Annotated in this window: 24 protein-coding genes; 14 read left to right on the top strand and 10 right to left on the bottom strand. The window is 44.6% G+C overall.

All coding sequences use genetic code 11. The features are described from left to right. Positions 1 to 10: 10 nt before the first annotated feature. On the bottom strand, positions 11 to 1,801 hold the full coding sequence (typA, locus tag QUA23_RS05225; RefSeq protein WP_333074563.1) for a translational GTPase TypA: 1,791 nt from the start codon (positions 1,799 to 1,801) through the stop codon (positions 11 to 13). A 56-nt stretch (positions 1,802 to 1,857) separates the two neighbouring features. Here typA and QUA23_RS05220 point away from each other — a divergent pair, with 56 nt between their 5' ends. From QUA23_RS05220 to QUA23_RS05200, 5 genes are all read left to right on the top strand, one after another. After that, entirely contained in the window at positions 1,858 to 1,992 is a 135-nt protein-coding gene (locus QUA23_RS05220; protein WP_333074562.1) for a hypothetical protein, read from the top strand. A gap of 81 nt (positions 1,993 to 2,073) precedes the next feature. Further along, complete coding sequence (locus QUA23_RS05215; protein WP_333074561.1) at positions 2,074 to 2,400, top strand: type II toxin-antitoxin system RelE/ParE family toxin; 327 nt, start codon at positions 2,074 to 2,076, stop codon at positions 2,398 to 2,400. Positions 2,401 to 2,404: 4 nt separating this feature from the next. After that, positions 2,405 to 2,779: a transcriptional regulator gene (locus QUA23_RS05210; RefSeq protein WP_333093827.1), complete on the top strand. Its 375-nt coding sequence runs from the start codon at positions 2,405 to 2,407 to the stop codon at positions 2,777 to 2,779. A gap of 58 nt (positions 2,780 to 2,837) precedes the next feature. Continuing rightward, on the top strand, positions 2,838 to 5,030 hold the full coding sequence (locus QUA23_RS05205; protein ID WP_333074559.1) for a pentapeptide repeat-containing protein: 2,193 nt from the start codon (positions 2,838 to 2,840) through the stop codon (positions 5,028 to 5,030). A 174-nt stretch (positions 5,031 to 5,204) separates the two neighbouring features. Further along, the gene (locus QUA23_RS05200) at positions 5,205 to 5,426 is read left to right on the top strand and encodes a helix-turn-helix transcriptional regulator (protein ID WP_333074558.1); all 222 of its coding nucleotides are present in this window, start codon (positions 5,205 to 5,207) and stop codon (positions 5,424 to 5,426) included. 26 nt (positions 5,427 to 5,452) lie between these two features. Here the strand turns inward: QUA23_RS05200 and QUA23_RS05195 are convergent, their stop codons facing one another. Then, the gene (locus QUA23_RS05195; protein ID WP_333074556.1) at positions 5,453 to 5,596 is read right to left on the bottom strand and encodes a hypothetical protein; all 144 of its coding nucleotides are present in this window, start codon (positions 5,594 to 5,596) and stop codon (positions 5,453 to 5,455) included. Between the two features lie 55 nt (positions 5,597 to 5,651). Between QUA23_RS05195 and QUA23_RS05190 the strand changes: the two genes are divergently transcribed. The 3 genes from QUA23_RS05190 (at position 5,652) to QUA23_RS05180 (ending at position 7,786) form a co-directional block, all read left to right on the top strand. Continuing rightward, complete coding sequence (locus QUA23_RS05190) at positions 5,652 to 6,485, top strand: M15 family metallopeptidase (protein WP_333074555.1); 834 nt, start codon at positions 5,652 to 5,654, stop codon at positions 6,483 to 6,485. A 153-nt stretch (positions 6,486 to 6,638) separates the two neighbouring features. Then, positions 6,639 to 7,217 (top strand): pantetheine-phosphate adenylyltransferase, encoded by a 579-nt coding sequence (gene coaD, locus QUA23_RS05185; RefSeq protein WP_333040577.1) that lies wholly within the window; start codon positions 6,639 to 6,641, stop codon positions 7,215 to 7,217. Beyond that, positions 7,100 to 7,786, top strand: a complete 687-nt coding sequence (locus QUA23_RS05180; protein WP_333067804.1) for a DivIVA domain-containing protein — start codon at positions 7,100 to 7,102, stop codon at positions 7,784 to 7,786. The genes coaD and QUA23_RS05180 overlap by 118 nt, the downstream gene beginning before the upstream one ends. Before the next feature lie 475 nt (positions 7,787 to 8,261). Here the strand turns inward: QUA23_RS05180 and QUA23_RS05175 are convergent, their stop codons facing one another. Further along, complete coding sequence (locus tag QUA23_RS05175) at positions 8,262 to 8,993, bottom strand: TIGR04283 family arsenosugar biosynthesis glycosyltransferase (RefSeq protein WP_333074553.1); 732 nt, start codon at positions 8,991 to 8,993, stop codon at positions 8,262 to 8,264. A gap of 225 nt (positions 8,994 to 9,218) precedes the next feature. On the opposite strand from QUA23_RS05175, the gene ubiG reads away from it, so the two are divergent. The 5 genes from ubiG (at position 9,219) to QUA23_RS05150 (ending at position 13,882) form a co-directional block, all read left to right on the top strand. Further along, complete coding sequence (ubiG, locus tag QUA23_RS05170) at positions 9,219 to 10,064, top strand: bifunctional 2-polyprenyl-6-hydroxyphenol methylase/3-demethylubiquinol 3-O-methyltransferase UbiG (protein ID WP_333074551.1); 846 nt, start codon at positions 9,219 to 9,221, stop codon at positions 10,062 to 10,064. A gap of 424 nt (positions 10,065 to 10,488) precedes the next feature. Then, positions 10,489 to 10,815: a cupin domain-containing protein gene (locus QUA23_RS05165; protein WP_333059683.1), complete on the top strand. Its 327-nt coding sequence runs from the start codon at positions 10,489 to 10,491 to the stop codon at positions 10,813 to 10,815. A 162-nt stretch (positions 10,816 to 10,977) separates the two neighbouring features. Continuing rightward, entirely contained in the window at positions 10,978 to 11,490 is a 513-nt protein-coding gene (gene fldA, locus QUA23_RS05160; protein ID WP_333074549.1) for a flavodoxin FldA, read from the top strand. Between the two features lie 202 nt (positions 11,491 to 11,692). After that, positions 11,693 to 12,430, top strand: coding sequence for an alpha/beta hydrolase (locus QUA23_RS05155; protein WP_333040565.1), 738 nt, complete (start codon positions 11,693 to 11,695; stop codon positions 12,428 to 12,430). Positions 12,431 to 12,973: 543 nt separating this feature from the next. Then, the gene (locus QUA23_RS05150) at positions 12,974 to 13,882 is read left to right on the top strand and encodes an alpha/beta hydrolase (protein ID WP_333074548.1); all 909 of its coding nucleotides are present in this window, start codon (positions 12,974 to 12,976) and stop codon (positions 13,880 to 13,882) included. Between the two features lie 81 nt (positions 13,883 to 13,963). Here the strand turns inward: QUA23_RS05150 and QUA23_RS05145 are convergent, their stop codons facing one another. The 6 genes from QUA23_RS05145 to QUA23_RS05120 all read right to left on the bottom strand — a co-directional run bounded on the left by QUA23_RS05145 (position 13,964) and on the right by QUA23_RS05120 (position 20,032). Continuing rightward, the gene (locus tag QUA23_RS05145; RefSeq protein WP_333067855.1) at positions 13,964 to 14,407 is read right to left on the bottom strand and encodes a DUF4079 domain-containing protein; all 444 of its coding nucleotides are present in this window, start codon (positions 14,405 to 14,407) and stop codon (positions 13,964 to 13,966) included. 194 nt (positions 14,408 to 14,601) lie between these two features. Next, on the bottom strand, positions 14,602 to 15,396 hold the full coding sequence (locus tag QUA23_RS05140; RefSeq protein WP_333074546.1) for a WecB/TagA/CpsF family glycosyltransferase: 795 nt from the start codon (positions 15,394 to 15,396) through the stop codon (positions 14,602 to 14,604). A 443-nt stretch (positions 15,397 to 15,839) separates the two neighbouring features. Further along, positions 15,840 to 17,210, bottom strand: coding sequence for an O-antigen ligase domain-containing protein (locus QUA23_RS05135; protein ID WP_333074545.1), 1,371 nt, complete (start codon positions 17,208 to 17,210; stop codon positions 15,840 to 15,842). Positions 17,211 to 17,339: 129 nt separating this feature from the next. Then, positions 17,340 to 17,720 carry a glycosyltransferase gene (locus tag QUA23_RS05130; RefSeq protein ID WP_333074544.1) on the bottom strand — a complete coding sequence of 127 codons (381 nt, stop codon included), beginning with the start codon at positions 17,718 to 17,720 and terminating at the stop codon, positions 17,340 to 17,342. 38 nt (positions 17,721 to 17,758) lie between these two features. Continuing rightward, positions 17,759 to 18,421: a hypothetical protein gene (locus QUA23_RS05125; RefSeq protein ID WP_333074542.1), complete on the bottom strand. Its 663-nt coding sequence runs from the start codon at positions 18,419 to 18,421 to the stop codon at positions 17,759 to 17,761. A gap of 471 nt (positions 18,422 to 18,892) precedes the next feature. Next, complete coding sequence (locus QUA23_RS05120; RefSeq protein ID WP_333074541.1) at positions 18,893 to 20,032, bottom strand: glycosyltransferase family 4 protein; 1,140 nt, start codon at positions 20,030 to 20,032, stop codon at positions 18,893 to 18,895. A gap of 1,297 nt (positions 20,033 to 21,329) precedes the next feature. Here QUA23_RS05120 and QUA23_RS05115 point away from each other — a divergent pair. Then, positions 21,330 to 21,524, top strand: coding sequence for a hypothetical protein (locus tag QUA23_RS05115; RefSeq protein WP_333074538.1), 195 nt, complete (start codon positions 21,330 to 21,332; stop codon positions 21,522 to 21,524). 71 nt (positions 21,525 to 21,595) lie between these two features. Here the strand turns inward: QUA23_RS05115 and QUA23_RS05110 are convergent, their stop codons facing one another. Continuing rightward, positions 21,596 to 22,276: a CPBP family intramembrane glutamic endopeptidase gene (locus QUA23_RS05110; RefSeq protein ID WP_333074537.1), complete on the bottom strand. Its 681-nt coding sequence runs from the start codon at positions 22,274 to 22,276 to the stop codon at positions 21,596 to 21,598. Positions 22,277 to 22,484 lie beyond the last annotated feature (208 nt).

The raw sequence follows: 22,484 nt of genomic DNA, 5'->3' as shown, positions 1-22,484 counted from the left end.
ACAATTTGTTTTAGCGTTTTACCAACTTCTTAGAAACCTTCCGTAAGCGAATGGATTTCGGTGTTACTTCCACTAATTCATCCTGGCCGATGTACTCCAAAGCGCGTTCCAAACTCATATCGACTGGCGCTTGCAATTGTGCCAATTCTTCACCGCCAGATGCGCGGTGGTTTGTCAACTGCTTCGACTTGCAAATATTCAGCTCCATGTCTTCATCTCGGTTGTTTTCGCCGATAATCATCCCTCTGTAAACCTTGGTTCCGGGGGTAATGAAAAATACGCCACGGTCTTCAGCATTTTTCAGTGAATAAGTAGTTGCAATTCCTTCTTCAAAGGAAATCAATACTCCGTTGCGACGGGCGATAATTTCTCCACCGAGGGGGCGATAGTCGAGGAAGCTGTGGTTCATAATTCCAGCGCCGCGAGTCAAGCGCATGAACTCGCCTCGGAATCCAATCAAGCCGCGAGCGGGGACTGAAAATTCGATTTGGGTGCGGCCGGTGCTGCTGACGTGCATATCTTGCATTTCTGCTTTGCGCTGACCGAGGCGTTCGATACAGCCGCCGACTGCTTCTTCGGGTACGTCTAACACCAAACATTCAAAGGGTTCGCAGGGACGACCGCCGACTTCGCGGAAGATTACTTGCGGTTGAGATACTTGGAATTCGTATCCTTCGCGACGCATATTTTCGATCAGGATTCCGAGGTGGAGTTCGCCGCGGCCGGATACGAGGAATTTGTCGGGAGATTCGGTTTCTTCGACGCGCAAGGCGACGTTGGTTTGGAGTTCTCGCATTAGCCGATCGCGAATTTGCCGCGATGTTACCAAACTACCTTCTTGACCGCAGAACGGCGAATCGTTCACAGAGAAAGTCATCTGCAAAGTTGGTTCGTCTACTTTAATTAAAGGTAGCGCTTGCGGGTCGTTGGGACAGGTAATTGTCTCGCCAATATACGCATCAGCAAAACCAGCAACGGCGACAAGATTACCAGCAGAAGATTCTGGGATATCAATCCGCTTCAGGCCTTCAAAGCCCATCAATTTGGTAATTTTTGATTTGACAAGCGCGCCGCTTTCTGTGATTAAGACTGCTTGTTGACCGATTCTAATCGTGCCGTTGTGGATGCGGCCGATGACGATGCGACCGACGTATTCTGAGTAATCTAAGGTGGTTACTTGCAGTTGTAGTGGCTTGTTGGGGTCGCCGACGGGGGGTGGTACGTGGTCGAGGATTTCTTCAAAGAGAGGCTTCATATCTACCCCTTCGTCTTCGAGGTGTTTTTTGGCGTAACCGCTTAAGCCGGAACCGAAGAGATAGGGAAATTCGCACTGATCGTCGTCAGCACCTAGCTCGAGGAACAGATCCAAAACTTTATCGACGGCTTTGTGGGGGTCGGCTCGCTCGCGATCGATCTTATTCACAAAGACGATCGGGCGCAGTCCTTTTTCTAGGGCTTTTTTGAGCACGAAGCGGGTTTGTGGCATCGGGCCTTCATTGGCGTCTACGATCAGCAGACAGCCGTCAACCATGCCGAGAACTCGTTCGACTTCTCCGCCGAAGTCCGCGTGTCCGGGGGTATCGACGATGTTGATCAGGGTTTCTCCGTACCTGACGGCGGTGTTTTTGGAAAGGATGGTAATGCCACGTTCGCGCTCGATGTCGTTCGAGTCCATGACGCAATCTGGGATTTCTTCCCCTTCGCGGAAGATCCCGGACTGTCTGAGGAGAGCGTCCACAAGGGTGGTTTTGCCGTGATCGACGTGAGCAATGATGGCGACGTTGCGAATGGGAAGACTCATAATGCGTCTGGAACGTTAAACGGATCTAACTAAAGATTTCTTAATAATTGTAGCGCATGGAGTCAAGGGCCGATCGGGCGCGGCTGCCAGATTGGAGTGCGATCGTCGCTAAAATCAAGATTATGGAAGCGCAAGCGAGGGAAATGGAGCGTTACACCCCGCCTGACCGCAGAGTTTTTTTCGATCGGTAATTTTGAGTTGGCCCAGGTGAAGAAGCTTGGATACGGGTCGATCGCCGATATTAAGATGAGGGTGCAAGTACGATCGACCTTATGGAAGTACAACCCAGAGATATTCAGCGTTACAGCACGCCAGACGGCAAAGTTCCTTTCTCGGAGTGGTTAGACTCCCTGCGGGATCTCAAGGCAAAATTTAAGATTGAGCGGCGACTCGATCGAGTTGGGACTGGAAATTTCGGAGATTATCGCTCAGTCGGAGAAGGTGTCTATGAGTTGAGGATAAATTACGGCCCCGGCTATCGGGTCTATTTTGGACAAGTAGAAGAAACAATTGTACTTTTGTTGATAGGCGGGGATAAAAGCACTCAAGAGCAAGATATCCGCAAGGCTAAAACATACTGGACAGATTACAGGAGTTAAGACAATGACAATGCCTAAGAGCTTACCTTATCACCCCTATAAAATCTCAAATCTCAAAGATCCGGCATATTCTGCTGGCTATCTTACAGAGATTTTTGAGGAGGAAGAAGGAGATTTGGAATTAAAAATCATGCGAAAAGCACTTCGAGATGTATTTGAGGCTCTGGGCGAACCAAATATGTCTGCAGAAGATGCTAAATTGCAGTTGGAAAAATTAGATGTTTTGTTGTCGGGAGAAGGAAGTGCGACAATTTATGCTTTGGCAAGTTGGCTGAAGGCTATGGGATTGAAGTTATCTGTTGCGGTTGATGAAGGGGATCAAGGGGAAGAGAAAGATTCTGTTAGTGCTGCTGAGTTGGCGGAAGTTGGTAATATTTGATGAGGCGGCAACTTCCCAAACATGGCTTTTTAATTCTTTTTGATTTGAGAGTAGCACTATGTCAGAAACCGAACTAGATTTAGTATCAATAGCCACGAGAGTATTGCAGCTTGAAGAAGAGCAAGTTATTCTGAAAAAATATCTAGCCAAACTTAAGAGGCAGTTAGAGGCACAGGAACAGCGATTTAACGATCGCCCTGAACCGCAAATGCTAGAAATTTTGACTGCTGAAATTGCGTCCCTGCAACAGCCGTGTGATTTGGGAAATGGCGATATGTCTGTCATTGCCGATCGACCGATCGAGCTTGACACCGAGACAGAAAAGCAAAAGTCAGACTTTCAGTATCAGTTAGTATGCGATCGTCCTAACAGTCGTGCTGTCTTGATGGAAGCCCTATCACTAGCTCAAGAGCGGCTGATTATTGTTTGCCCTTGGCTCAATTGTAACAGCATTAATGATGAATTGCTGCAAAAATTTAGGGATTGCTTGAACCGAGGATGTTTGATAAATATTGGGTGGGGTTATCTGGGAGACAGGCAAAATATCGGCAAGGGATGGCGCTACAATGCTTTGGCAGATTTGCAAGAATTAGCCAGCGAATATCCCGCTCAATTTTGTCTCTATTTATTGGGAACTCACGAAAACTTTTTAGTCTGTGATTCTAGTTTTGCCATGTTGGGTAGCCATAATTTTCTGACTAACAGCGACCAAAGTGCAGAAAAAGAAGTGGGAGTTCGCACAAGTGATGACCAAATCATCAAGCAATTAATTGAGCGATTTGACAGGAGCGAAGTATTAAACGAGGACGAGATAGAAAGGCGGTTTGTAGCGAGTTCGGATTACCTGGATCAACGAGCAGATTATTTGGAATTATTGGCTGCGGATGCTGAAGATATTGCTTTAGAGGATTGCTGTGAGGATGTGAAGGATGAGTCTGAGGAATGTCTGGAACCTGTGGTTAGTGTTGAGGAGTTTTTGCGGCGTTACAGTGAGGGAGAAAAGGATTTTACAGGGATTAATTTAGCTGGTGCTGACTTGAGCGGAAAACTTCTAACTTCTGGTGGTATTAATTTGAGTAATGCTAATTTGAATAAAGCAAATTTGAAGGGAGCAAATTTGCAAGGTGTAAATCTTAGGGGGGCAAATTTGAAGGTAGCAGATCTGAGAGATGCTTTTTTTAAGAACACAAATTTTACTCAGGCTAATTTATGCGGTGTTAACCTTTCTAAGGCTAATTTATCCAGCGCAAATCTGCATCAAGCAAACTTGGTAAATGCCAACCTTTCTCAGGCTAATTTAGTCAATGCCAATCTGAATCAAGCAAACTTAGCCAATGCTAACCTTTCTCAGGCTAATTTATCCAGCGCAAATCTGAATCAAGCAAACTTAGCCAATGCCCACTTTTCTCAGGCTAATTTATGCTCAGCTAAATTAGAAAAAGCCAATTTAAGGAAGGCAATTTTAAGAGGAGCGAACCTGGAGAATGCAAATTTCAGTGAGGCTGATTTGAATGGTGTAAACCTCAGCGGAGCTCAAATCTGTCAAGATTACCCAACAAAATTCACAACTGCAAACCTGGCTGAAGCTAACTTAAGCGGGCTATGCTTGAGGGAAGCAGACATGAGAAATGCTGATTTGACGAATGCAAATCTGAGCAATACTGACCTGTTACAAGCAAATCTTGATGGAGCAAATCTCAAGGGAGTTCAGCTTCAAGGAGCGATTTGCAATCAAGCAACTTTATTTCCTGTTGATTTTGATCCTGTGAAAGCTGGTGCTTATTTACTTGCTCCTTATGTATCGCTGCAAAATGCCGATCTAACTGGTAGGGACTTGAGCAGGGTTAACTTGATGGGAGCCGATTTACAAGGAGCTAATTTGACTTCGGCACAATTGAATAGTTCCGATTTGAGGGATGCGAATTTGAGTGGGGCCAAACTTCAGGGAGCAAACCTTTATTACACTAATTTGAGCCGAGCTAATTTAAGACAGGTTAACTTGAATGATGCAGAATTATCTGAGGCTGATTTAACCACAGCAGACTTAACCGAAGCTGATTTGCGACAAGCATATTTAGATCTTGCAAAACTGCGTGGTGCTGACCTAATTTCAGCAGATATCCGCGCAGCAAACTTAACAGATGCAGACTTATCTGGCGCTAACTTAACGGGTGCAAAAATAGGGGGAGCGGACTTTCAAGATGCTACGCTCACTGGTGCAATTATGCCAGATGGCTCTACTCACGAATAAAATAAGTTAAGGGGTTTGCTAAAAAAACTCTACTCAAAAAGCGTGAATACACTCTTTCCCCAGAAAATAAATATAATGAGAGGCTGTCTAAAAAAGTGATTGCTCTTCAGTTTCTGAGGCCGGGGGACGATCGCCCTTTAATATCTAATTACTTAAATTCACAATACTTGCCCTTTGTCAAGCAGGGGATTGGTGAGGTTGCGGATTCGAGAGTTGGCTGCCGAGAACGGTTGGACTCTGACAGAGGTTGCCACTCGATCGGGCATTCACTACAGCACGCTGAAAAGTTATGCCCGATCGCCCGGTATGGCAATGGCTGACATCAGTGCTCTGCTAAAATTGGCCCGGACGTTTGATGTGTCGATCGAAGAATTATTGGATTTTGTGGAACAGTAACAAATTACACTTAAAATAAACCAGCGCTACCAGCGCCAACCAGTTCGGCCTCGCAGGGACGATCGACTGTGGGCCCAAGCAACAGATTCGAGAGTTGGCGGATGGGACAGGGCGAGGTCAGAAAGAGATGATATATTCTCAGCGCGAATTGTAGCTGTTCGATCGCCCATATCGGTCTACAATTTGTAACGTTGAGCCTTATTGAAGTGCAGGAGTGGAGCTGGCTTGGATAACGCTAGTCTGTCAAGAAAACCCCCGCAAGCCTCAGAGCTTGTCGCCGACGAAATTCCAGAAGCAGTGCGAGACCATCCATACCCAGAAGCAGGGCAGAGTCAGTCTAAGAAAAAAGGGCTGATTTGGAAACTGCTAGGGTTGGCCGCACTAGCCTGTGGGGTCAGCATCTGGCTGCACCTCAACTTTAACTTGTTCCCAGCCACCAGTCAGGCAGAGCAAACTCAACAAAACCCAGCACCGGTGAGTTCGCCGTCTGCATCGGTCGCGAGTCCAGCTACCAACCCCAAAGCCACCGCCCCCGCAACCCCAGACAACCTGTTGGGACACTTGCCCTACCCAGAAGCACCAGCAAAAGACTTGGTAGGCGTCACCCCCGACGGTAGCATCAAACTCCGCTCCTCAGCAGCAGCAAAATATCAGGAAATGGCCAACGCCGCAGCGGCATCAGGCATCTACTTCGCTCCCATATCCGGCTTTCGCTCCCTGCAAGACCAACAGCACGTATTTTTTGACGTGAAAGCCGAACGCAGGCAAAACGCCAGCAAGCGAGCCGAAGTCAGTGCCCCTCCAGGTTACAGCGAACACCACACCGGTTATGCGATCGACATCGGCGACGGCAGCGCCCCGGAACACAACCTCAGTGCCAGTTTTGAAAATACCGAAGCATTCAAGTGGTTAGAAGCCAACGCCGTCGCCTTCAGCTTTGAAATGTCCTTCCCCAAAAACAATCGCCAAGGCGTCAGTTATGAGCCTTGGCACTGGCGGTTTGTGGGCGACAAGCAAAGCCTCGAAACTTTCTACAAAGCTCATTCCATGAAAAAGTAGAGGGAAGAAGGAAGAAGGAAGAGGGAAGGAGGAAGATTTTCCACATCTCCGGCTTTGCCACTCTCCCATTCTCCCACTGCCCCACTCTACCCACTCTCCCATTCCCCCACTCCTCCACTCCTCCACTCCCCCCCACTCCGTTGAGCCAAACTCGTGATTGCAATCTATCCAGGCAGCTTTGACCCCATTACCTTCGGTCACGCAGACATTATTGAGCGGGGATCTAAACTGTTCGATCGGGTAATTGTTACGGTAGTCAGAAACCCCAGCAAAACCCCTCTCTTCACCGTAGAGGAACGGATCGAGCAGATCCTGCGCTCTACCGAACACTTGCCAAATGTAGAAGTAGACAGTTTTGAGGGTTTGACAGTAAACTATGCTAAGATTCGACAAGCCAAAGTGCTGCTGCGGGGGCTCCGGGTATTAACAGATTTTGAAATGGAACTCCAGATGGCCCACACCAATAAAACCCTTCTGGGTGAAATTGAAACAGTTTTTTTGGCAACTTCTAACGAGTACAGCTTTTTAAGTAGTAGTGTAGTTAAAGAAATAGCCAAGTTTGGTGGCTCCGTAGATCATCTTGTTCCGAAACACGTCGCCCTAGATATTTACAAATGTTACGCCAGCAGGAACCAACTCGCATCGAACCCGACAGTACCGGACGCGGCACTGAGAACGAATCGCCTCAGAACACATCCGCCTTCGGAGACCCCACCCGAACCGCAGGAGTAGACATCCAGCGGGAATTGAACCGGCTTGAGGAAATTGTTCTCGACAGTCCACGAATTCCCATGACCAGACGCACTCTGGTGGATGAAGAACAGTTGCTCGATCAGTTAGACTTGGTGAGGCTAAATTTGCCGATCGCCTTTCAGGAAGCCGAGACAATCATCCGGCACAAGGACGACTTGCTTCAAGAGGCGGAACTTTACGCTCAGGAAGTGATAGAAGCAGCAGAACAGAGAGCAGCAGAAATTTTAAACGATATGGGCCTGCTTCAGCAGGCCAAGATAGAGGCAGATCAGTTGCGCCAGCAAGTTTTGCTCGACTGCGAGGCAATTCAGCAGGCCACGCTGGCGGAAGTCGAACAAATTCGCTACCAGGCTCAAGAGGAATTGGAAGAGATGAGAGTCAGGGCGATGGCTGAATGCGAGGAAATTCAAAACGGAGCCGATGATTATGCCGACCAAGTGCTCGATAATATCGAGCACAAGTTGAGCGATATGCTGCGCGTGATCCGCAACGGGCGCGATCAGTTGGATAGTGTTTCTACGTCGCACATCCATCACAACAACGGTTAGCCAACAGTGAACTCATTGCTTGAAAATTTCTAAAAGTCTACCTAATTGAGGTAGATTTTTTTTCGCATTTTATCTAGCTAGCATTTGGGAATATTACCTGATAAGTGGACTTAATTCGGAGGGATGGTTTCTCCGCTCTTTTTTTTAAATATCTTCTCAAAGATACGCAATTTTGTTCGTATTGTCCATCCTCGCATTTTCTAAGAGTATCGCACTTTTCTGTAGATAGAGTATCTGGGTTAATCACAATATTGTCTGCTTATTCATTACCTTTATATCTCCTGGATTAGACGGTAGTGAAATAGGTTTTGTTAGCGTTTTATAAGTTTATTAGCCTCGTATCTCCGCTGCTGAAACTCTGCTTTTTAGTGAGAGGTCATTTGTACGGTTGTTGGGCGATTATTTATCTGTTGTAGAAAGTTATGCCCAAAAATTACAGCCAGTACATTCTGGGAATTTAATCAAATTTTGTGTTTCAGCGGATGTCTTCATAAAACTGCTTGAGATAGCGGGGAGAAACGCCAAAACCCCACAAAAAACCAATGGAAAGATAGATAGCAATAGCTTTAAATTCGCCCCAATTCGCCACTCGACGATCGCTACTTTCCACTACCCGATTGACTAACTTAATTTTCCCCCGTCGCACTAACTTCAAACACAAATCCGCTTCCTCCATAATTGGCAGCGCTGCATCGAAACCGGCGCATTCCCAAAAATCGGTACGGCGACAAAAAATAACTTGGTCGCCAAACAGCAGGCGCAATCCTTTGAAAAATAAATGAGGTCGAAATAACAGCGGCGCGTAATAAGTTTTCAGGTAATTGTGGAGGGAAAAACCCCACCTTATTTGCTGCGAACCAGCCATCAGGGAGATAAACCCGCCGCCGGAAATTTCGGCATCGGACAAAGTTTTCTGGATGACTGCTACAATGTCGTCGGGAACTAAAGTATCGGCGTGGAGAAAGCACAGAATTTCACCGGTGGCTACTTGAGCACCTAAATTCATTTGCAGGGATCGTCCGGCTATACTGCTAGAAATAACGCGGGTGGCGGCGGAAAGTGCGATCGCCACTGTTTCGTCTTGACTGCCGCCGTCTACCACCAACACTTCCCAAGCGGGAGGATTAAGGATGCTGAGTTGGCGGAGGGTGCGTTGCAGACAAGTCGCTTCGTTGAGGGCTGGGATGATAATAGAAACGCGATCCATCTGGTTGAAATTTATGCCAGAGCTATTATAATAAAAAACTGTGGCGATTCACAACTAACGATAAAATAGAAGTTACGCGCGCGGATTCAGGAACCTGGTGTCTGCCTGCGAATTTGTCACGAAACCTCGGTTTTTTTACAAAAATTAGGTGTATAGGCGTCCTATAAAATCCCGCAAATGTGCAATCGCCATATATATTTTCCACTAATCAGGACTGAGAAAATCGTGCAGAAAACAGAAGTAAAAAATGATTTAGAATTTTATGATGAAAATGCCGATAATTGGTGGGACGAAAATGCTAAAATTTATGCTTTATACCACCTAAACAAACCCAGATTTGAGTTCTTCGACAAACACGCGACTAACTGGCAAGGGCTGAAAACCTTAGATGTCGGGTGCGGCGGCGGCTTTTCTTGCGAGTTTATGGCCGAGAGAGGCGCTATTGTTTCTGGAATAGATCGATCGGACAAATGTATTGTAGCAGCTCAAAATCACGCAGTTACCAGCGGTTTTGAGATTGACTACAGGCAAGGCTTTGCCGAAAATATGCCCTACGACGACAATACCTTTGATGTTGTAATCTGCGTGGATGTTTTGGAACACGTGGCCGATTACAAAAAAGTTGTGTCTGAGGTGCACAGGATTCTGAAGCCTGGGGGACTGTTCTTTTTTGATACAATCAACCGAACTTTTTCCTCGCAAATTGTGATGATAGGACTGATGGAAAATATTTTGCAGGAAATTAGGCGGGGCGTTCACGATTGGGAAAAATTTATTACCCCGGAGGAACTATCTGTGGTAATGCAGGATATTGGTTTTGGCAATATTCAAATTAAAGGTTTTGATATGTTTGGCGAAATTGGCGCTATGTTAGCCACAATGCACGGGTTTTGGGAAGATTTTACACGCGGCAAGCAGGTGTTTCCTTCGGCGGGTATTTTAAAACAAGTATCTCAAACTCTAACATCTAATCTAGCTAACTATATGGATTACAAAAAATCAGGGTTGTTTAAAATCCAAATTAATGAGGATAAGTCGATTATGTATGTTGGCGTTGGGGCGAAGAAGTAGTGTGTTGACTGTTGACTGTTGGCGGTGGGCTGTTTGTTAACTGTTGACTGATGTAGAACTTACGGATAAATACTAAAGAAACCGGGTTTTTCATCAGTGTCAAAGGCCGGGATGCAATATTTTCGTCGATCAAACCCGGTTTCTGCGTAAGTCCTATGATGACTGATGAGTGTTTTAAAGTTAAATGATAATTATTAGCAAGTATTTTGGCGTGAACCGAATCGCCAATCGCAGTTTGTTTGACCCAAATGACCGCTCTGTCTCAATTTACGGGTGCAAAGGCTGCTTTTCAACCCAGATACACGACCGGTCGCAACAAAACTTAATGTTTAACTGTTGACAATTTATCTAGATTGCATGGTAGCTTATTGAATATTAATTGCAATAACTGCCGGAAGTTAACAGTACCTGGAGGTCAATCACCGTGACAGCAGCAATAGTTTCCGCGTCAGCCTCGCCAATCAGCGACGGACAACCAGCCGACAGCCAAAAACTGATGAGTTTGGGTAAAAATTCCGAAATACCTGACCTCGATAAGTTTAAAGATGTAACCATCGCCGTCTTAGAAGGAGTGGGAACTCTCACGGTGTGCGATCAAACAGTCACTTTAACACCGGGAGTATTTGTGTTTGTACCCGCCGGCATCCCGCGCAGTCTAAAAGTACAAACGACGCTGAATTTGTTACTAATTGACTGCGAACCAGACCCCGATCTGAGTGAGTCAGCTTGGTTAATGAATTTTCAACTTTAAGTAGATGAAAAAACAGTGTCCTTGCTGCCTCGACTCCCTAATTTCTCAGGTTCGCCACAACCGTGTCTACTGTTTTTGTCTGAATTGCAGGCAGGAAATGCCAAATCCTGACTCAAAAAAAATAATTTTCAAGCACTATCAAATTTCACCTTCGGAGTAACAATGTCGAAATCAATTGGTCTTTTCTACGGAACTACAACTGGGAAAACTGAGTCTGTAGCTGAAATGATTCGAGATGAATTTGGTGGCGATATCGTGACCTTGCACGATATCGGCAGCGTTGAAAATGATGATTTTGCGGAATACGAATGTCTGATTATCGCTTGTCCGACTTGGAATATCGGCGAATTGCAAAGCGACTGGGAAGGTTTTTGGCCTGAACTTGATGATATTGATTTTAGTGGCAAAAAAGTAGCTTACGTGGGAACTGGCGACCAAGAAGGCTACCCGGATAATTTTATGGATGCAATGGGGATTTTGGCTGAAAAGATTTCTGAACAGGGCGGTGAAACAGTTGGTTATTGGCCGATAGATGGCTATGATTTTAATGAGTCTAAAGCTGTAGCTGATGGCAAGTTTTTGGGTCTTGCTATTGATGAAGACAACCAATCCGATCTGACGGAATCGCGCATCAAATCTTGGGTATCTCAACTCAAGAGAGAATTTAGCTTGTAGACTTCACGGTAGGGCGGGTTTGGCAATTAGATGATGTGCGAAAATCAAAATTACGCACTCAACCCGCCCCGAAAATCTAGCAAATACAGCGGTTCTCAAAAAAGTGAGGTATGCCCTATGTCATATGCCCTATAGTACCTCATCTTTCTGAGAACGGCTATAAATTATAATTGTGAATAACTCGATATCCAACTTAAAATAAATGAAGTTTAGTTCAGAAGACGTGCTTTGGTTAAGTGTAAGTCCGAGTTTGCAATTCTTCGATCGAACGCTGCTTTCCTACTTAAATGATTCTGTACCCGTGCAGATATGGGAATACCAACAAACTGAAGACGAAGCTTGCTCTTTAGATATGGCTGTTGAACTTTTGCACGATTTTTTAACATTGCGCGATCGCCCAATTCATCTCATGGGCCACAGTACCAGCGGATTAGTTGGTTTAATGTATGCGCGCCGCTATCCTCACAAAGTACGTTCTTTGGGACTTTTATCTGTGGGTTTGCCATCTGCTATTAATTGGCAAGCACATTACTATACGTATCTTTCAGCTTTTCCCCGGAGTCGCAAACAAGTTTTGAATCAAATAGTAGGCGATATGCTGGGATGCCAAAATCAAATTATCCATCAAAAATTCATATCATATTTTGAGAATGACTTAGCCTGTTCTCCTTGTCCTCACTCCTTATTTAGGATTAGTAATTCCCACGATGAAGGTGTAGAAGTACCTTTGTTAATATGCAGCAGCAAAACTGATTTTCTGGTATCTCCTGTTGTCATGCGTCGCTGGTCGAAATTTCTTAAAAAAGGCGATATGCTTTGGGAATGTCAAGACGGTAGACATTTCTTTCACCACTTCTATCCTGAACAAGTGGGCGAAAAAATACTCAACTTTTGGCTATATGTACACAGCCACCAACCAATTTTAAATTTTAAGTTTTAGGTGAAGCTTGCTATTCGTTGTTCAATTTATCGAAACTTAATGTGGCAAATACTAGATTAATTTCCGTAATTCATGGCAATTTTTGCATACAGGCTTCGACTTTTTTGGCGCAGTTGTTCCAGTCCATGCTGCCAATTTTATTTGCTAGGATTTTGAGGTATGGACTTTGAGTTATCCTCAGTCTCTTTTTGATATTTTAGAATAACTGTAAAAAATATTTAAAATATATTCAGATGTTTGAGTAAATGGTAGGCTAATTTTATTATATTTGTCAATTAGTTTTTGTGAATAAACTGCAGAGACGGTCTTAACGCAGAGGAAGGTAAGGGTAGATTAAACAGCAATTATTAACAACGATTATAAAATATTTTAACATCTTGTTAACAAACTCAGCCTTAAACTGGGCTGAAGGATACTGAGTATCGATCGAATTTTAAGGACTTGCCCGAACTCCTAAAATAGCGATCGAGCAAACATATATACTTAAATGTTAGGGCGGACAGAGTGGCATCGCCCCTACCGATTCACAATTTATCAAGAATTATGCCAGCAAGTTTTCTGCCAAAATCGATCGCACAACTCACAGAATCTACCTCAATTGCCTTAGCCCAAAGCATTCAGCGAGAGGCCATTACAACTCCCCTATCTTCTGAGCCAATTGCCACAACCTACGTGCGCCAAGGCAGGGGCAACACACCGATTTTGCTAATTCACGGCTTCGACAGTTCCTTGTTTGAATTCCGGCGCCTGTTGCCGCTGCTAGCTGCTGAAAATGAAACTTGGGCGGTTGATTTGTTAGGTTTTGGCTTTACAGAAAGAGCGGCTGGTTTGGCATTCAGCGCGAGGGCAATTGAAAGTCATCTTTACTATTTTTGGAAAACGCTAATTTCGCAGCCTGTAATCTTAGTCGGTGCTTCAATGGGAGGTGCAGCAGCCATTGATTTCACTCTCAATTATCCCGAAGCTGTGAAACAATTAGTGTTAATAGATAGCGCAGGTTTTGCCATCAGTTCTAATAAGGGAAAGTTTTTAATTCCTCCTTTAGGGTATCTGGCAACTTCATTTTTACGCAATCCCAAAATTCGCCAGCGAATTAGCGTCAATGCTTATTTCGATAAAAATTTGGCTTCTCAAGACGCTCAAACTTGTGCTGCTTTGCACTTGGAAATGCCCAACTGGAATCAAGCTTTAATTGCGTTTACCAAAAGCGGCGGTTACGGAGGTTTTGGGGAAAAATTATCGCAAATTCAGCAGCAGACTCTGATTTTGTGGGGAAAACAAGACCGGATTTTGGGGACGGCGGATGCGGAAAAGTTTGCAAGGGCGATCGCAAATTCTCAACTAATCTGGATACCCGACTGCGGGCACGTTCCCCACTTAGAAAAGCCACAGACTACCGCGCAGCATATTTTAGAATTCATCACCCAAAGCGGACTCACGCAAAAAAATTAAACCTAGGGTGCGCTGCAGCGCACCTTAAATATATGTTTTCCCTCGAACATTTGGTATAGTTTGAGGTCAAATAGACAGGTTTCAAACTTTCGGCAAATACTTTTGTACGATCGTCCATCCTGTGAGCAACACAGTCACAAATCCCCCAAACAAAGCCAAATTAGTGCCGATGTGGAGGGGACGCGCCCAAGGATGTTTAGGACCAATTTGCAGCCCGCTTCCAACAGAAACCAACACCAAAGCCACAACAGCTAACCCGGCAGGTAAATGAGCCGAGTGACCCAAATTGCCGTAGTATCCTAGCGTACCGACTACACCAATTCCCAGCAGTAAAATTACCAAAGTCGCCATCCCCGCACCAGTGGCTAAATGAAAGGGACGCAGCCATTTTGGGCGCGGTTGTTTGGTACTCCTAGCGGCAAACATCCACGTTCCAGTAACGGCCAGCAACAGGTAAGCCAACAGGGAAACACCCATTGACCAAGCCGCGATTTTCCACAACCACAAGAAAGAAGGCAGATTCATCGGTTGCATCCCTAATTAGGATTTTCCACAAAAGGTTTCTTTCCGATTTTACCTGGACTTGAAAGCAAAAATGAATTATTTTGAGATAAAGTGCGATCGGACTATCCACAGATGGCATCAGTCTTGCCTGGAAGCCAAACGCACTTTCTCTGATACTCAGCTTAATTTACGCTAGAGATTTGTCGCTGCCATTTTTAGGAGCCACCTTCCCATTTTAGATTGGTGGTTTTGCTGTCCATGAAAGGCATTTTATAAAACCCTAATTTTTGTTCTAAGATTAATCGGAAAAAAGGCAAACCTTCAATCAAATATCTTTTCCACAACCTTCTCGGTTCACTTAACAGTCGGTACGCCCATTCTATGCCGACTTCGCTCATCCATTTGGGAGCTCTTGCTTTGCAACCAGCTTCAAAATCGATGGTTGCACCTACGGCTAAGAATATTTTGACGTGTGTTAATTTGCTCTTGTATTTAATCAACCACTTCTCTTGCTTGGGAGCTCCCACTCCTATGGCGAGAACAGTAGCTCCTGATTTATTTATCTCGTCAATTATTTTTTCACATTCTTCTTCATTTTTTTCAAAGCCAAAAGAAGGAGAAAGTGCTTCAACTACTATTTCTCTTCCAATTTTTTGGTTAATTTTTTCCTGGGCTTTCCTAGCAATACCTTCAGCAGCTCCTAGCAAAAATATTTTAATCTTCTCGTTATCTTTGTGATACATATAAAATGCAGGGAACAAATCAGAACCAGAAATTTTTTCTTTGAGAGGAGTACCCAAAAACTTGGAGGCATACATCAATATTTGACTGTCGCAGACTCTATAAGTAGATGTATTGTAAGCTTCATAGAAGTCGCGGTCATACTGCAACTTAATCAAGTGGTCTACATTGGGTGTAAATACGACACCACCTTCGCCGTCGAGTTTTTCAAACAACTCTGTGATTGACAAGTTATCTATCGAGACATTCAATAAATTAACTGTTTTCATTTATGATGCCCTTCCCGCTTTATATTAAACTACAACTCAAACTATTATCACCCACAATACAGTTTCGTGTTTTAACTAGCTGGGTGCTTCAGTGAACATACTTTTATCAGTATATCCTCCTACACCCTGCCTGTCTAGTGAGTATTTTTAAAGATTATGTAAAGAATCAGCTCGTTTTAGAAAAAGTGTATAAAGCCCGTTTTCTAAGTTTATAACTCGCAACACAGTTTCAAGAAAAAAGCCATCCCGTGCTAATACTTGTTGAAGCATTGCAAATGAATGTAAAAAAGAGTTTATGAGATTAAAATTTTAACCTAGTGAGAATTATCTCGCCACTTCTGAACTGGATTTCATCCAAAAGTGGTAGATTTTTTAGCTGTTGTCTCCAGGACTGGCAAGATAGTGTCAAGCTTGAAGTGAAGCAGCGATCGCATTTCCGAAAATCATCCTGATTTTTGGTGAACCAGCGACTGTCTTCTTGGTGGGGAACTGGTTTTCTTGGCCTTAAGACTTTCTGGAGCTTTTAAGACCAGACCTGATATTCCTCCTGCAATCAGCGCAAAAATCGGGTTAGTCATAGCATTCAAAACACAGTCAAACACGTACATAGTTAAGGCTATTCCCAGGGCGGCGGCAGGTGCCACTTTGGGATTAGACCAGGTTCGGGCGGGATATTTGAATACGGAAAAGACGATAACAGGAAGTAACAATGAAGAAAATAAACTAACTAAACCGACTGCACCGTTGATGCCAAATGCAATAATCCATAAGCTGTCGGTGACTGAGATATCATCACCGTATTCGTTATACACGCGGTTTCCGCCCGAATCTCCCCAGCCAAACATAAATCTTTGTCGCGCCTTTTCCCCCAATATCTCTTCATTGTCAAATCTAAACTTCAAAGAGGCGGCTCGTTCTTCGCCAAATACTTGATTGATGAATCCAATCACGTCTTTGCTCGAAAATTGACCCGATGCAGCCACATACAGATAAAACACTATATATCCAATTATAAATAGCAATGGCAAAGAGGTGCGAAAAAACTTGGCAGAGTATAATACTAGCAACGCCATTACAAATAAACTGTAGGCGCCTGTAGAACGGCACAGGAAAAAAGCGATTATTAATATAATTGCTAAAGTCTTGATGTTACGACCCATAAACTTTTTAAGCGTCCCAGTTTGCCACAGCCAAAGAGCAATTAAGGCGGCTGTCATCATCCACAGGCCCACCATCAAACCGTGCTGCATAAACACTACTGGTCTCCACCCCCCCAAACGCCTTGCTTGACCCCAGTCGTCAAAGGCATTGACGCCGTAAATCATTTGGTGGAGAATTGGGCCCCTAACTCCTTCAACTAAAGTAAAAGGAATGTAGGCTAACCCACCTGCAAAAATTCCGATCGCCAATTGTCGCAGCCCGTCTAAATTGCCCACATACAAGCGTCCTAAAAAATAAGGCAGACCCCAAGTAACGATTTGGTTGATAGTCGGAGAAATCGGGCTGCCGCCATTACTAACTTGTGAAACAATTGGACACAAACAGTAAATTACCATTGGCACGTCCAGCCAACCAGGCTTAAAAGATGTGAGGCGCGCAGTATCGTAGATCAGAGTCCCCAGCAAAATGCCGTAGCAAGCGGCAGAGATTTTGGTATACGGTGGCAATGAGGGGATGGGATAAGAAGCTTGCGGTAAAAAAAGCCACGCTGCCACAAAACTTATAATTACTGCCCGTTGAGCCGGAAACCTCACAAACAGGTAAAAAACGACTGGAATAAAGCCGAACATAGCAAGTGGGATTAATGCAACCATAGGTATTTTTTGGCAGTAAAATTATAGAAAGACAACTCAAATTGCCCGATAAAAATTCTCGTTTAAACGATCGCCCCACCCCAATCTTTTACATCAACCTCAATTTTACGTCTTGTTCGTTAATTGTGCCTAACGTTCCAAAGCAGTGTACAGTGCCGCCTCGAAGAGATTAGTTGCATCCTCCCAAGTATAATTTATCACCCTTTCCAAAGCAGTCTCGGACATTGCGCGCCATTCGGCATCAGACAACTGACAAATCTGCTCGATCGCTTTTGCCATATTCTCTGGGTTTTCTGGCTTGACAAGTATGCCACCCCCGCCAGCAAGTAGTTCCGGAGCCACACCAGAAGGAGTGCCAGTGACTGGAGTGCCGCAAGCTATAGCTTCTAAAACTGGCAAGCCGAAGCCTTCGGATCTGCTGGAAAACACCCAAGCATCGCATTTGCTGTAAAAATCTGTTAGTTGGTCTTGAGTAGGTTCTTTATTATACTCAGTACCCTCATGCAGCAAATTGGGATGAGAACTATCGTGGCCGGAACCAAATCCAACTAAACGAACGTTAGGAATTTTTTAGCAGCTAGAGAGAAAGGTTTTAGCGCAATATCGCAGCCTTTCAAAGGACTTGTAGTATAGTACAGCTCGACTGTGGGAACTAATTGCTTGTCTCGGGGCTGCTTCCCTCGCGACAGGGGGTTGTAAAACTGTTTGGTGTCCACCGTAGAAGGGACAAGAGATACAGACAACTCGCCGTATTCATTCCGAGCTATGTCGGCCAGCCACTGGGCCACAGCGATTTTGTGCATCGGCAGCCGCCAAGTTGCCTCTACTCGACCTTTTGGTACGTAGTCAAAAGCCTCATAATGTTGCAAAAAATATACTTTCGTTCCTTTCCTGGGAGAGAGTTTTGCCACCCACTCGGCATTTTCCCACCAAGTAGCCATGACAATATCGGCATCAGGTACCTCAAGGTCAGTAATTGGACGGTTGGTTTCGATAACTCGACTTTCGACATCCACCTTGTCAAAGTTAGACTTTTGTGTTTTAGGAGCGGACTGCCAACCCCTACCCCTCAGCAGCGATCGCAATTGTTGGATTAAAGTCGGTTGCGACAGGGGCATAGAGACAATAAATATTTTGTGTCCTCTCTTTTGCAGCAGTTCTGTGTAGATAGATAACACCCTCATGCCACCTTTAAGACTAAAGGTAGGCACGACAAAAGTAATTTTCCTGAATAGCTGCTGAAGATGGATACTGGTTAAAACTCCTCCTTATCCTTAAAGCAAGTTGGCACTTACCAGCCTTTGTTTGGCTTGTCTGCGGGGTGCGGATCTGTGCTGGAGGCGATCGTAACTCGATAGTCGAGCCGATCGATCTTACTTTGTCGTCAGGGACTTTTCCCAATTACAAATTGGCAGATGTTTGACGACTAGACAAGTTTAACGTGTAACGGAGCCAGGCTTAAAACCTCCGTTGCACTCTAGTTCAGATTTTGGCCGATCAATTTATAACCAGTATTCCTTCCTCGCTGCGCTCAGAATTCCTTTCGAGACTGCTGCGTAGAAAACAGGACACGGGCAATTTATTTTACTTGTGGCAGAAGCACTCCACCAAAGGATATTGAGTTTCTGCCCAGAAATCCGGCGCCGAAAACGCGGGTAGCGCCGAATTTCAAATTGCAGCAGTTAGCCAACCGGAATTTTTCCATAGGGAGAAAACGAAACTATCTTAACGTCGCGCTGTTTAGATTTGTCTATAGCAACTTTCAAGCCGGCTTCAAAATGATCCGTGGCATCTTCCCACGTATAATTGTTCACCTTGGCATAGGCGGCTTCAGACATGGCTTGCCACTTGGAATTTCGCAACTGACAGATAGACTCTATGGCTTTTGCCATTTCTTGGGGATCTTCAGGTCTTACAAGTATGCCAGTACCCCCGCTCAAAATTTCAGGAGCAGCGCCTGCTGGGGTACTGATGACGGGAGTGCGGCACGCCATTGCTTCGATAATAGGCAAGCCGAAGCCTTCTGAGCGGCTCGCCAGCAGCCATGCATCGCATTTGCTGTAATAGTCTTTGATTTTGTCTTGGTCGGGTTGAATTACATACTCGGCATTTGCCGGTAGTGGCAATTCCGGGGATGGGGCCTCTGTACCGAAGGCAACCAGACGCAGGTTGGGGATCTTTTCGGCCGCTAGGGAAAAAGCTTTGAGGGCGATGTCAGTTCCTTTCCAGTAGACTGTAGAGTACATTAGACCAACTGTAGGAACCGATTGTTTGTTGCGAGGACAGGCGTAAAATTGCTTCGTGTCCACGGTAGGAGGAGCTAAGGAAACTTGACGATCGCCATATTTAGTCCTAGCTAGCTCAACTAACCACTCAGAAATCGTAATTTTGTGCATGGGCAGCATCCAAGTTGCTTCTACTCTTCCTTGAGGTAGATAGTCAAAAATTTCGTGGTGCTGGATAAAATAAGCTTTTGCTCCTTTGCTAGGAGATAGTTTAGCTACCCACTCGGCGGTTTCCCACCAGGTTGCAACTACTACGTCAGCGTCAGGTACATCTTTGTCTTCTACCGGGCGGTAGCGATCGGTAATTTTGTGTTCTACACCTAAGTTATCGAAAAATGAGGGTTCGTTTTCAGGTGGGGAAATCCAACCCCCTCCCCGCAGCAGCGACTTGACTTGCTGGCGCATACTCGGCTGGGGACGGGCTACAGAGATGACGAACACGGAGTGTCCTCGCTTTCTTAAAAGTTCTGCGAAAATAGATATTACTCGTATTCCACCAGTCAGAGACAGAGTAGGGAGAACAAAGGTGATTTTCATTTTTAAGTCCCGCTTAAGACTTGGAATCGCATTCGGCACTGCTACCAGCACTGATGTTAGAGCCCAAAAGGAAAGAGGGGCGGGTGAATATTAATTACCGCTTTCCTGGTGTTTACATAGAATCCAACCGACCGACTGTTCGCAACACCCCAATATCTATCTGCCAAAACTTCACTGTCGTTGCATTGATAATAAAGATTGATGCGATCGCGAAACAGTTCCTAGAGGGATAATTTGCAGGTAAGCGAAATTTCATCCTGAAGATAGATACCTCATGAAATAGTAGCTTTTTTCGCGACAAACACCAAGCTAGACAACACCGTATGTTAAAGATTACATCATTTAGTCTCAAACAGACAAGGATGTACGGTAAACCGAATATCACCCAAATTTCAAGGTGGAATAAAGGTAACATTTGCAACAAAATTCAGTAGATTGACATCGCGTTTGGCAAAATTTTATACAGAATTAAAGAGAGAGATTCTTACCTTGAGAATGTTGAGTCCTCCATCGCTGGAATAGATATAAACATCCATCGGTAGCTGGGATTTTTTGGTAACAGTCCTCTAGGTATTGCTTGATACAATATCCTATTTTGTCAGGATTCAGACATGGTAGTTTTCTCAGATACCAGCAGGGGCGCGATCGCGCGAATCACCGTCGTGGACGTGCGAATGAGGAAATAAAGCCTGTTTTTCAAGCGATATCCCTCGCCCTCACTTGTCGTATGTTCGTGTAAAAACCCAGTTGATGCGTCCACTGTTTGAAAAAATAGGTTTCCCAATCCTGCTACAGAACATAGAGTTTCACCGATATAAATTTAATTAGCTGCCTGAGTTTTAAATTTGTTAATAAAAGGCGATCGCCTGAAAAATTTCCCAAAAGAGACTGACACTGCGGGGCAGAGTATATGTAGCGTTACTGCCCAATTCCTGTCTAAGTAATTACCGTAAAAATAATTCAGCAGCAAATTATCAAATGACCCTATAAAGATCAAAGGAATACTCAAGGTGGATCTGCCTATATCGTGCAAACCTTGACTCCTAAGCAGTAGCAGCAACTTCGTGGTATGTATCAAACGATTTCGCGTACAAAAAATTTCATGTTATGAAAGCATCATTTTTCCTAAGTTTGCAATTGCGGATGACAATCGGTGTAATCTTGGGGGATCTACCACCGATGCTGATAGCGATATGTTGGCCAGTTTTCATGCAGCTAAAATTATGCGATCGCAGCAAAACAAAACTTTGAATTTAAAGCAGATACCTTAACGAAAATCATCTGCCGGTGGGAAGATATGAACGTTCGATTATTGCACAGCATCAGTCAAGAAACCAGTACAATCAGCATGAATGCCAGCAAACAGTTGTCGCTGCTAGTTGGCATGAAGCGCAGCTACAGCCACAAATACCTTGCAAAAGCTTACAATTTATCAGGGTGTACGATGCCTGCGGCAGTGGCACGCCGTCCGGATGATGGGGGGAGAGATTAATCAGGAGAGTGAGTTGGGCAAAAGATAAAATTTTACTGTAGAATTGCCTGCGATAGTCGCTGAAAAAGCAGCTAGTTAAAGAGGATTTGCCAAGCAATAGTTGCTAGGGCTAAATCTGCGATCGCGTGGCTGATATAACTAGGCCAAAGCGAACGGTAAGTCAGATAAGACTGAGACCAAATTATCCCGGCGGTGAAGACAGCTAAGGAACCTAAGAGAACAGCCTGCCAGTCGCTGTAAGCTGCTATTACAAAAATGTGGTGGATTGTGAAAAATAGCGAACTCAGAAATATTGCTTTTGTTCCCGGTATGAGAATCTGGCATTTCTTGCAGACAAACCACCGCCAAGTAAATTCTTCAATCAGCGAGTTAACCAGCACAAAATATGCTTCTACAATCAAGTAAATAGTAGGGCTGGTAATACCTAATTGGTGCGCTTTTTCTTTGGCAACTACAGGATCGATCCACTGCTGCCCAAAGAGGCTATAGATACCCACAATCACCGCAAACATGAATATTCCCCAAATAGATCCAGCCAGCAATTCTTGGCGCTTGGGTAGGGAGAAACTCAGCTTTTTGCGATCGACAAAAACAGACCACGCCATCGGAAAAATCAGCAACCAAACTTGACACAAGACTGACAGTGTTTGCCCCCAGCTTTCCGGGGCAATATACAAGCCTGCTATGATACCAATACTAGCAGCAGGGACAAGTAGTGTTAGAGCCAATAGTGCTTTTTTGCGATCGCCCATATCCAGCATTTTTCACGCTTCATTGGAAAATTGGATTAAGATCAAAGGTAAAATATTGGTCACGGCAGACAGGCGCTACCACTTTCAAAAAACAAGGTAACTGTAGGGCGGTACTCCAAACCTTTATGCAGTTATTCATTCTCCATTTTTCAATCTAAAATTTAAAATGGTATGAGTTTTGTGCCGCTTATGAAAGTGGTGCTTATTT

Source organism: Microcoleus sp. Pol1C5 (assembly GCF_036701115.1).
Classification (GTDB): Bacteria; Cyanobacteriota; Cyanobacteriia; order Cyanobacteriales; family Microcoleaceae; genus Microcoleus.
The sequence above is the reverse complement of the archived record's forward strand: the minus strand, read 5'-3'. Positions and strand labels throughout refer to the sequence as shown.